Origin of the sequence: Lysinibacillus sp. FJAT-14745, assembly GCF_001275675.1 — a bacterium.
GTDB lineage: Bacteria > Bacillota > Bacilli > Bacillales_A > Planococcaceae > Lysinibacillus.
Window position 1 is genome coordinate 40,124 of record NZ_LITM01000016.1, and the last position, 10,880, is coordinate 51,003.

At 36.8% G+C, this 10,880-nt stretch carries 10 protein-coding genes; all 10 read left to right on the forward strand.

Features of this window, described 5'->3' with window-relative positions; translation table 11 throughout:
- Positions 1–188 precede the first annotated feature (188 nt).
- The 10 genes from AMS59_RS21510 (at position 189) to AMS59_RS21555 (ending at position 10,598) form a co-directional block, all read left to right on the forward strand.
- A complete protein-coding gene (locus tag AMS59_RS21510) occupies positions 189–1,331 on the forward strand; it encodes a DUF445 domain-containing protein (protein WP_053485748.1) in 1,143 nt (380 codons plus the stop codon).
- A 17-nt stretch (positions 1,332–1,348) separates the two neighbouring features.
- Complete coding sequence (locus AMS59_RS21515) at positions 1,349–1,693, forward strand: YlbF family regulator (RefSeq protein WP_053485749.1); 345 nt, start codon at positions 1,349–1,351, stop codon at positions 1,691–1,693.
- 298 nt (positions 1,694–1,991) lie between these two features.
- Positions 1,992–2,654 (forward strand): ribonuclease H family protein, encoded by a 663-nt coding sequence (locus AMS59_RS21520; protein WP_053485750.1) that lies wholly within the window; start codon positions 1,992–1,994, stop codon positions 2,652–2,654.
- 335 nt (positions 2,655–2,989) lie between these two features.
- Positions 2,990–3,898, forward strand: coding sequence for a copper amine oxidase N-terminal domain-containing protein (locus AMS59_RS21525; RefSeq protein ID WP_053485751.1), 909 nt, complete (start codon positions 2,990–2,992; stop codon positions 3,896–3,898).
- Positions 3,899–4,080: 182 nt separating this feature from the next.
- Positions 4,081–5,121, forward strand: coding sequence for an LCP family protein (locus AMS59_RS21530; protein WP_053485752.1), 1,041 nt, complete (start codon positions 4,081–4,083; stop codon positions 5,119–5,121).
- A gap of 149 nt (positions 5,122–5,270) precedes the next feature.
- Positions 5,271–6,776 (forward strand): coproporphyrinogen III oxidase, encoded by a 1,506-nt coding sequence (locus AMS59_RS21535; protein WP_053485753.1) that lies wholly within the window; start codon positions 5,271–5,273, stop codon positions 6,774–6,776.
- 185 nt (positions 6,777–6,961) lie between these two features.
- A complete protein-coding gene (locus AMS59_RS21540) occupies positions 6,962–8,101 on the forward strand; it encodes a glycerate kinase (RefSeq protein WP_053485754.1) in 1,140 nt (379 codons plus the stop codon).
- A gap of 77 nt (positions 8,102–8,178) precedes the next feature.
- Positions 8,179–9,420 (forward strand): MBL fold metallo-hydrolase, encoded by a 1,242-nt coding sequence (locus AMS59_RS21545; protein WP_053485755.1) that lies wholly within the window; start codon positions 8,179–8,181, stop codon positions 9,418–9,420.
- Entirely contained in the window at positions 9,407–9,655 is a 249-nt protein-coding gene (locus AMS59_RS21550) for a DUF3006 domain-containing protein (RefSeq protein WP_053485756.1), read from the forward strand. Before AMS59_RS21545 ends, AMS59_RS21550 begins: the two co-directional genes overlap by 14 nt.
- A 154-nt stretch (positions 9,656–9,809) precedes the next feature.
- Positions 9,810–10,598, forward strand: coding sequence for an HAD family hydrolase (locus AMS59_RS21555; RefSeq protein WP_053485757.1), 789 nt, complete (start codon positions 9,810–9,812; stop codon positions 10,596–10,598).
- Positions 10,599–10,880: the final 282 nt, after the last annotated feature.

The window sequence follows — 10,880 nt, forward strand, 5'->3', positions numbered from 1 at the left end:
ACAACAACGTAGGGAGGAAGCGGCTTGACGCTCGCCGTAATTAGCACCTTCAAATTAATAAAGATGAATAAAAATAGTTAATCTAATAGAGGGTATTTCTTTCGTAGAAAATCATTGCTCTGCTATAATAAGTGCATCAGGCGACAAATTACGCCAATAGTGAATACAATTGAAATGAGAGGATACTAATGGATAATTTTCTAGTAACATTACTATTTATGGCGATTATCGGTGCTGCAATCGGTGGTGTAACGAATCACCTAGCTATTAAAATGCTTTTCCGACCACATGAAGCTATATATATTAAAAATTGGCGAGTGCCATTTACACCAGGTCTTATTCCAAAACGACGTGACGAATTAGCAAAGCAACTTGGCCTAACGGTCGTGAATTATTTATTAACACCTGAAACTTTTAGAAAGAAATTTTTCTCAAAGGATATTCAGGAAAAGGTAGAACAGTTTGTACAAGCAAAGGTAGAAGAAACGATTTTTACAAATGATAAAACAATTCAGGATTGGCTATCATTAGCCGGGTTTTCCAATATGTCAGCAACAATTGAACAGAAGATAGAGGCAATTGTTGAGGGACAATTTGAATCTGTTAAGAATACACTATCAACGAAATCAATTCGTACACTATTATCAGCAGATATTCAAAATACAATTGATGCAAAGATACCAGTAGCGGTTAATCATATTTTAGAAAAGGGTGAAGATTATTTTTTATCACCTGAGGGCGAACTGACAATAAAGGCGATGATTGATGACTTCTTATCGTCAAAAGGATCACTTGGTGGAATGATTAATATGTTTTTAGGTGATTCTTCGTCGCTCGTGGCAAAGGTTCAACGTGAGCTTGTGAAAATTTTACAGACACCAGGGACATCAACATTACTAACGAAAATTTTTACTCAGGAATTGGAGAAATTAAAAGATCGCCCAGCAATGGATTTCTTACAGGATATTCATTTTGAACAAATATTATCGAAATTGCAAACTTACGTAAAAGAACAATTAGCAGTTGAAGAGCGCTTGAATTATCCTATTTCGCATTACTGGCCAGAAGGTAATTCATGGATGAAGGAAACAGTAATCCCACAAGCCATTGAAAAAGCTTTCGTAAAAGCTGAAGATAAATTAGAAGATGTGTTGAAACGCTTAAATTTACAAGAAGTAGTACGTGAGCAGGTAGATTCTTTCCCTGTATCGAAATTAGAGGAGCTTGTACTAGGTATTTCAAAGCGTGAGTTTAAAATGATTACAGTACTTGGTGCAGTTCTTGGTGGATTGATTGGGATTGTCCAAGGGTTAATTGTTTACTTTATATAAAAAGGAGAATTATGTTTATGATTAATATTTACAATGAAATTAATGCGTTAGAGGCAACTTTACGTAAAACACCTGAATTTGAAGCGTTGAAAGAAGCAGTGACAGTTGTTAAGGAAGATAAAGAGGCATTAAATCTATTCCAAAGTTTCCGTAAGGTTCAAATTGACCTACAGCAAAAGCAATTAACTGGCGAAGAAATACTGGAAGATGAACTTGTATACGCGCAAAAAACGGCACAGCTTGCACAGCAGAATGCAAAAATTTCTGCCATGCTTGAGGCAGAAATGAATCTAAGTAAGATCATTGAAGAAGTAAACCGCATCTTAATAAAACCTATTCAAGCATTGTATGAAGAATTTTAACAGCGAAGAAGAACATCCAAGCGGTGGAAAAGCATAATCTAGCGGTCAAGTTCGACATCCAAGCAGCGGAAGAGCAAGATTTAGCGGCGAAATTCAGCATCCAAGCAGCAGAACAACAGGTTCTAGCGTCGCAAACGAGAGTCTGAAAAAGCAGATGCTGTTATCGAGCTGATCAACCCGCTTTCTTAGGCATAAAAATACTAATAGTTGCACATATAACAAGTAAGAAGAAAAACGTGTTTCCGCAAGCCGGAGCACGTTTTCAATTTATGGCTCAATATCTATTGGAGGTTATACTATGCATGTAATCATTGAATGGACCTATAAAGCGAAAAAGGGTGCGGAAACTGTTTTACGTTCAGAAGAAATGCCAGCCGCTCAAGCATTACTACTTGCAGAGGACATGGAGCGAACAGGGAGAGTAAAATCACTGCATTGTATCGATCGACAAGATACAAATTGGTCTTTGAAGGAACTTAAAGCATATTTAAAGGAAATTGACACTGAGCCACACAATATTACAGTTTATTTCGATGGTGGATTTGATCTTGCAACAAAACAATCGGGGCTAGGCTGTGTGATTTATTATGAGCAAAATGGCAAACCATATCGATTAAGACAAAATTCTTTTTCGGCAGAGCTTAAATCTAACAATGAGGCAGAATACGCAGCACTTTATTTGGGGTTAGTCGAGCTTGAGCTATTGAACGTTCACCATTTGCCAGTTTGTTTCACTGGCGATTCCCAAGTCGTTATCAATCAATTGAGTGGGGAATGGCCAGCACTTGAAAAGAATTTATCTAGCTGGGCAGATAAAATTGATGCAAAGCTAGAGGAGCTCAGTATCCAGCCAGAGTACAAGCTTATATCACGTAAAGAAAATTCTGAAGCCGATCGTCTTGCAACTCAAGCATTAAACGGTATCGATATCACGGGATTAAGGGAAATGATAAAGGAGTAAGTATTAGACACTTCACAAGAGAAACCACTAGTAATTATGAACTGCGCCCCAATTGTCAGACACATCATCTAACAATAGGAGGTGCAGTTTTTTCGTCTAAATTTATTGCAGAAGAAAAATTACAAGCTGTTCAACGCTATTTGAATGGTAATGAAAGCTATAAAGATATTGCACAATCAATTTGTAAAATAATATCCAATTATTCCGTTCGTTATTGTTAATTATAAAGATATTTACTGGTTAATGGCTTTTATCACAAATTTTCCTGTTATTAATGAAACTTTTACCATTTCTAAACTACTACTACTATGAACCTAATAATAAGGAGAGATTTTATGAACATGAAAAAATTTGCATCTGCAGCAATGACAGCATTATTATTTGGAAGTGTAGTAATACCAGTCGCATCGGCAAAAGATAATCCGACAGAGAAAGAACAACAAGTACCACAAATTCAAATTGATCCTGTTCACATTTTCAATACTACTTATGGAACAATTGAAAAAGTCAATTCTAGTGAAAACATTACATATTTCACTGTAAAAGATGGCGATCAAACAAATATTTTAGAGATAACAAAGGATACACTTGTTTTCGATAATACAGGTAAAAAAGTGGACATTAAAGAAGGGGATAAAATAGTAGCTTATACATTTGCAAACAAGCCACAAAAATTAATTTATCCACCACAATTCAATCCTGATGTTGTCATTGTTGAAACTAAAGAAGCTGGATTTGTTGAAGTTGATTACTTCCTTGAGAACTTAACGAATACTTATGATATGTTAAAATTAAGCATTGGTGAAAACACGGAGCTTTTAAATACGAAGGGGGAGAAAGTTACAGCTAAAGATTTAACAGAGAAGAACTTAGTTGTTTTCTATACAGCTTCAACGAAAAGCATCCCAGCTCAAACAACACCTTCGAAAGTAATTGTTCTTGATGACGAATCGGAAAATACTGTAGATGCGGAAATAGCAAAAATAATTGCAACAGATTATTATGAAGTCGATGGAACAAAGATGGTTCCGTTGCGTTTGATTGCCGAAAAGCTTGGCTATACAGTGGAGTCAACAGGTAGAGGTGCCATTGTATCAAAAGGTAATTTATCTTACACAATTACTCGTGGAGAAAAAATGTTTGGTTATAACAAAGCATTACGCCCACTTCATGCAGCCCCTGCTTTGTTAGAAGGTAATAAAACATATGTACCAGTTGAATTTGTAGAGGAATATTTAAAATGATTCGAGAAATCCCTGTAAAGGTAAGGTTGCCTTTATAGGGATTTTTTGCGCTTTAGGGATTAAGTAAATGATTGTTTCTTCCAAATATAATCAATACAGGAAACTCGAGAGAACAAACAGCGTCTTAATTAACGGAGAGAATGACTTGACTTCAGGAATTCAAATAGAAGAGAGGATTTAATGTGGAAAGAAAAACAAGAAGCTCTAAAAAAGCGAAACCTAAAAATAAAGTAATAAAAATAACCTTACTAGTAATTGTAATTTTACTATTAACCGTAACTAGTTATGGAGCTTATGCATTTGTTAAATTTAAAAATGCCTATGATAGTTCAAAGGTCGATTTAAATAGAGAAGGAAATAAATCAGAGCTAAGGGAAGAGGATGTATCATTTACAAAAGATCCAATCTCAATTCTATTATTAGGTGTTGAAAATTATTCTAGTAAGACGAAGGATGGTCGAGCGGATACTCAAATGGTCATTACTTTGGATCCGGATACATCTGAAATTAACTTAATTACAGTACCTCGAGATGCAAGAGTTAAAATAGAAAATGCAGGGGAATATACTGGTATACATAAAATCAATGCTGCCTATAATTACGGATCAATAACAGGCTATGGGGCAATTAAACTTCAATTAGAGACAGTTGAAAAATTCCTTAATATACCGATAGATAACTTTATTGCAGTAAACTTTGATGGCTTTAGAGATATTGTCGATGCTTTAGGTGGAGTAACAATAGATGTAAAAGAGGATTTCTGGGAAGATAATTTTTACAATAGAAAACAAAGGATAGAATTTCATAAAGGAGAGGCACATTTAAACGGGGAAGAGGCACTTGCATTTGTAAGAATGAGATACAGACCTGTTAATGCTTCATACTCTCGCGAAGAGAGACAAAGACAGTTTTTGACTGCCACAATTAATCAAGCAAAATCGACGAATACAATATTTAAAATTGGTCAAATTGCAGATATTTTAGGAAAAAACGTAGAAACAGATTTAAACTCTAATGAAATCTACGCACTCCAAAAGCAATATTTGAGTTCCAAAAACATATCTACTAAAACGTTAGAAATACAAGGAGAAGATCAGTATATCGGCGATGTTTCTTACTTTATGCCCGATATGGAAAACTTGGAGAAAGTAAGCATGGAATTAAGAAAAATTCTTAAATTAAAAGAAGAAAAATTCAAAACAAACACGGTTATTGAAAGATAAAAAATAAGAATCCATTTTGATAAATTTTTCAAAATGGATTTTTTTTATAAATGACAGAATGTTCTGTTATTAATTACAGCTTTGCTTAACGTTATGAAAATTTGTTAAACTATTGGTACTGTAATTTTTGAGAGAAAAGAGCGAAGAAAATGAAATTTATTCACATAGATCAAAAATATCCTGAGGATTGGATTCGCGTATTAAATCATATTGCGAATTTATTTTTTGAGGATTCCAAGCTAAAAGTAGAGTCTGAAGGAACAGATATGGCAGTATCATTCGAATATAACGTTGGGGATGATTTCTCGATTTCTACAAAAGCTGCACTTGAGGTAGACGGTAAGCGTTATACGAATGACTATCGTATTCAATACGAATCTGAGGCTGAAGGACGTGAGCTAAATATTCGTATGAAGCGTGCTTTGTCTCACGTATTTTTAGATGTGTTAGAGCAACATACGGGAATGTATCAGCAATGGGGAATTTTAACGGGTGTGCGCCCAACTAAGCTTTACCATAAATTCCGAAAGGCGGGTAAGAGCGAGGAAGAAATTGCTGAAATTCTTATTCGTGATTTCCGCTTGTCAGAGGAAAAAGTAGCGTTGCTAAAAGAAATAGTTGCTCGTCAGTTAGTGACGATTCCTGATATAGATGAAATCGGTAAAGAAATAAGTATTTATATCGGTATTCCTTTTTGCCCGACTAAATGTGCTTATTGCACGTTCCCAGCGTATGCGATTGGCAGCAATCGAAAGCAAGGGCGTGTTGCTACATTTTTAGATGGGCTGCATATTGAATTACGTGAAATGGGGAAATGGCTGAAGGAAAATAATATGAAAATCACGTCCATTTATTGGGGTGGTGGTACACCGACATCTATTGAGGCACATGAAATGGATGCATTGTATCAGACGATGTATGATTCCTTCCCGCATCCTGAAACAATCCGTGAAGTAACTGTCGAAGCGGGCAGACCTGATACGATTACGCCTGAAAAACTAGAAGTGTTAAAAAAATGGGGCATTGACCGAATAAGTGTTAATCCACAATCGTATACAGATGAAACACTTAAAGCAATTGGTCGTCATCATACAGTACAAGAAACAATTGATAAGTTTTGGTTAGCACGTGAATCAGGCATGAATAATATTAATATGGATTTAATTATTGGTTTACCGAATGAAGGGATTGAGGAGTTCCAGCATTCATTAGAGGAATCTGCAAAAATGCAGCCAGAATCGCTAACGGTACACACATTATCATTTAAGCGTGCATCAGAAATGACACGTAACAAAGATAAGTACAAGGTAGCAGACCGTGATACTGTTGCACAAATGATGCATATGGCACAAGTATGGACGAAGGAAAATGATTATGTACCGTACTATTTATATCGTCAAAAAAATATTTTAGGTAATTTAGAAAATGTTGGCTACAGTAAAGCTGGCGAAGAAAGCATCTATAATATTGTCATAATGGAAGAAGTACAGACAATTTTAGGGATTGGCTGTGGAGCCTCCTCTAAATTTGTTCATCCCGAAACAGGGAAAATTACGCAGTTCCATAACCCAAAGGATCCGGCTGCCTACATCATGACGTTTGAAGAGGCAATCGGTAAAAAAATCGAGTTTTTAGATGAATTATATAAGGCATAAAAAAAGATGGCAATCTGACGTGATGTTCAGATTGCCTCTTTTATTCCGATAAATCTTGATAATGTTCCGATAAATCTGTAAAACATTCCGATAAAACCACAAAACATTCCGATAAAATCTCAGGAATGCTTTAGTCTGAATTATAATAATTGTAAGCACCTAACTTAAATGAGTGGAGGTATAACATGAAAGTCGTTATTAGTCCAGACTCCTATAAGGGGACTTTGTCGGCCATCGAGGTGGCTAGTGCAATGCAGGCAGGGATCTTAGATGTTGATCCATCGATTGAAACAGTCATTTTACCAGTTGCAGACGGTGGAGAAGGTACACTAGAATCACTTGTTGCCTCAACAGATGGACAATATATTTCACAACATGTACTGGACCCATTAGGGAGAGAAATTGAAGCGAGATATGGTGTGCTCGGTGATAATGAAACATGCATTATTGAAATGGCACAGGCATCGGGTATTATGCTGCTACAGGATAAGGAAAAAAATCCTGAGCGTGCATCGACGTATGGGACGGGGCAGCTAATCAAGGCTGCACTTGATGAAGGATTTAGGAAATTTATTATCGGAATTGGCGGTAGTGCTACAAATGATGCTGGTATTGGCATGTTAAAGGCACTTGGACTGCAATTGAAAAAAGAAGACGGCACATTAATTGCTGATGGGGTTTCGGCACTATTAGATTTAGCTTCAATTGATGTTAGTCAGTTAGATCCCCGATTGACTGAAGCAACATTTATTATTGCATGTGATGTTGATAATCCATTGATTGGAGAGCGTGGGGCAACAGTTATTTTTGGACCTCAAAAAGGTGTGAAAGAACATCAAATTGCGTATTTTGATAGCTGCTTAAAGCAGTTTGCAGACATTGTTGAAAAGCAAATTGGCATTCGACTGCACGACTACAAAGGGGCAGGCGCTGCAGGTGGAATGGGCGGCGCATTAATAACTTTTTTAAACGGCAGTTTTCATGCAGGTATTGAGATTGTGATGAATGCAGTACAGTTAAAAAAGCATTTGCAAGGTGCTGGGTTTGTTATGACAGGTGAAGGACAATCGGATCTTCAAACATTACACGGGAAAGCACCATTAGGGGTAGCGAAGGCTGCAACATCGGCGAATGTACAGGCTATCTTATTGTCAGGGGCAATAGAAGAAAATGATAAACCTGAATTACTCAAATACTTTACTGTTGTTGAATCATTAGTAGATGAAAATATTAGTGTCCAGCAGGCAATGCAAGAACCCTATTATTTTATTCGCATGAAAACAAAGAGGATCTTTGAGTCTTACTTACAAATGGGGAAGAATTAATGCAGGAACAATGATAGAGGGCAGCCGGTGGGTAGCTCTCTTTTTGTATAATAGAAAAATAGAAAGGAAGTTAGTAAATGAAAAAATTAATAGTAGTGCTCCTTTGTATTTTTTTATTAGCAGGCTGTACGGAAACATTAAATACGAAGAAAGTATCCGTCACTGCGGGACATGAAATGCGCGTACATTTTATTGATGTAGGACAAGGAGACTCGATTTTTATTGAATCGCCAAATGGCAAGACAATGCTTGTTGATGGAGGCGTTAAAGGAGCTGGTCAAAAGGTCGTTTCCTATTTGAAGGAACTTGGTGTGAACAAGCTCGATATAGTGGTCGCCACCCATCCTGATGCAGACCATATTGGTGGTTTAATTCCTGTGATAAACTCGATAAACATTGGACAATTTTATGATTCAGGGAAGGTACATACATCTCAAACCTTTGAAGAAATGCTGACACTTATTGATACGAAGAATATTCCTTATAATGTTCCGAAAACAGGCGATCGTATAGCGTTTGATGATGATATTAATGTGAAGGTGTTAAACGTCAATGAAAATGCAGCAGATAATAATGATGCTTCCATTGTTTTAAAACTTGCCTATGGTAATGTATCATTTTTATTAACAGCCGACGCAGGAGTAGCGTTAGAAAAAGAGATGATGCAGGACGATGTGAAAGCAACGATCTTAAAGGCAGGTCATCACGGCTCTAACACGAGTAGCTCAGCGGAGTTCATTCAAGCAGTGCATCCTGAAGTGGCTATTTTAAGCTATGGAGAGGGCAATAAGTATGGTCATCCTCATGCTGAAGTAGTTGACCGTTTACAAGCAATTGGCAGTAAAATTTACTCAACTGCAGAAGCGGGAACTGTGATTGTATCAACAGATGGGGTAAACTATGATGTGAAATCGAAAGAATGGTCAGGAACAGGTGCCTCAACACCACAAACAACAACTAGTGCAAATGTTTCAACACCACAAACAAATAGTACAAGTGTCTCAGCTCCACAAACAACTAGTACAAGTGTTGAGATTGTTAGTAAGGACTTAATCGAAGAAATTGTAGGCATTAAAAATAATGGTAATGAAGCAGTATCCTTAAAAGATTGGCAGCTTATATCAATTGAAGGGGATCAAGTTTTTAACTTTCCAAATGTGACATTGCAGCCAGGGAAAACGATTTATATCACAAGTGGCTCAAATGCACGAGAAGGTCAAAATTATTTAAAGTGGACAAAGAAACAGATTTGGTTGAATGATGGGGATGCTGCACAATTACGTAATGCGAAAGGGGAACTTGTTAGTGAGCTCGACTAAATACACCTTAGACCATATTGAAGATGGATATGCAGTTTTTTTGAAGTACCCAGAGGAAGAAGAACAGCTAATCATTTTACAATCTGCCATGAATAAACCAGTGCAGGTTGGCGATCGCGTGTTAATTGAAGAAATTGACGGCATCTATCAAATAGAAATTTTACAAGAAGAAACTGAGCAGAAAAAGGCCGAAATACAAAGCTTAATGGATAGATTGCGTAAGAAAAATCAATAGTCATAGAATTGAAGAAGAGGCTCATCACTAGAAGTTGGTGATGAGCCTATATTTTACTGGCTGACTCGAGTACGAAAATGCCTAAAACGCTATGCTAAATATTTTGAATATATGCTAAAATATTAATATTAATAGGAAACTAGGAGCTGACACAATGTCAATTAACACAATTATTTTTGATTTAGATGATACGCTATTATGGGATAAAAAGTCCGTCAAAACAGCATTTGAGAAAACATGTGAATATGCAGCAACAATACATAATGTAAATCCAGCTGAGCTAGAGGAATCTGTACGTAAAGAAGCACGTACACTTTACGAAGGCTATGAAACATATGATTATACGGTGTTAATTGGCATTAACCCATTCGAAGGACTTTGGGGCACATTCGACGATCCAACAGATTCTTTCCAAAAAATGAAAAATATCGTACCAGGTTATCGTACAGAAGCATGGACAAAAGGCTTAGCGGCTCTTGGCATTGATGATGCACAGCTTGGGGCGGAGCTAGGGGAGCGCTTTGTGGCAGAGCGTAAAGTGTCTCCATTCTTATATGAAGATACTTTTGATGTATTAGATAAACTAAAAGGAAAGTATCAACTCGTATTACTGACAAATGGAGCACCAAGTTTACAAAATTTAAAGCTGGAAATTACACCAGAAATCGCACCATATTTTGACCATATTATTATCTCTGGGGACTTTGGTAAAGGGAAACCGGATGCCTCTATTTTCGAGCATGTCATGGAGAAAGCAGGTATTACAGCAGACGATGCAATCATGGTCGGAGATAACTTAAATACGGATATTTTAGGCTCATCCCGTGTTGGTATGCGCAATGTTTGGATTAATCGTGAAAACAATGCACCAAATGGCGTTGTCACTCCAACATATGAGGTTAATTCTTTAACTGCATTATTAGAACTTCTAAATAAGCTATAAGTAAAAATGTACTGATTCATCAAAGGATCAGTACATTTTTTGCTTGTCGGACTAAAGGATAAATATTAAGGCGTATCAATAAACAGAGGTTGATTTTCACTCCGAGCTGGGCTTGGCTTTAACTTCTTTCAGCAAATGTCTTTTGTACCGAAAGCGTAGCGACAGGTACAGGTGTTTGGACACTCGCTGAAAAGCTGTCCAATAACAGGTGTGTTGATTAACCATTTTTATACATCCAAAGAGGCTGATTTCCGCTACGGGCTACTCGCTTTGCCGCTGACG